This is a genomic window from Pseudomonas sp. BJa5 (genome assembly GCF_030272875.2).
Classification (GTDB): domain Bacteria; phylum Pseudomonadota; class Gammaproteobacteria; order Pseudomonadales; family Pseudomonadaceae; genus Aquipseudomonas.
In genome coordinates this window covers 1-278 of the sequence record NZ_JALRNG020000139.1, presented here as the reverse complement: position 1 = coordinate 278, position 278 = coordinate 1, and the positions used below count along the sequence as shown (strand labels likewise).

Genomic DNA, 278 nt, shown 5'->3' with positions numbered 1-278 from the left:
GCTGGCACCGCCATGACCATCACCCTCAGCAATGGTGAGTCCATCACCATCGCGGCGGGCGAAACCAGCGGCAGCGTCAGCGTCGCGGCACCGGACGACGATGTGTACATCGACGCCGGCCAAGTCGAAGCGACCATCACCGGCACCAGCGGTGGTGACTTCGAGAACCTGGCTGTGGATAACACCCCAGCGGTTACCGAGGTCAACGACACCATCGACCCGTCGACCGTCAAGTTGACCGCCGATGTCAGCACCATCGGCGAAGGTGGCGTGATCAC

General features: G+C 63.3%; 1 protein-coding gene. It reads left to right on the top strand.

Translation table 11 applies throughout. The annotated features are described in order from the left end of the window. Positions 1-12 precede the first annotated feature (12 nt). On the top strand, positions 13-278 hold a 266-nt coding region (locus M2D63_RS25745), incomplete at its 3' end, for an immunoglobulin-like domain-containing protein (protein WP_285865885.1).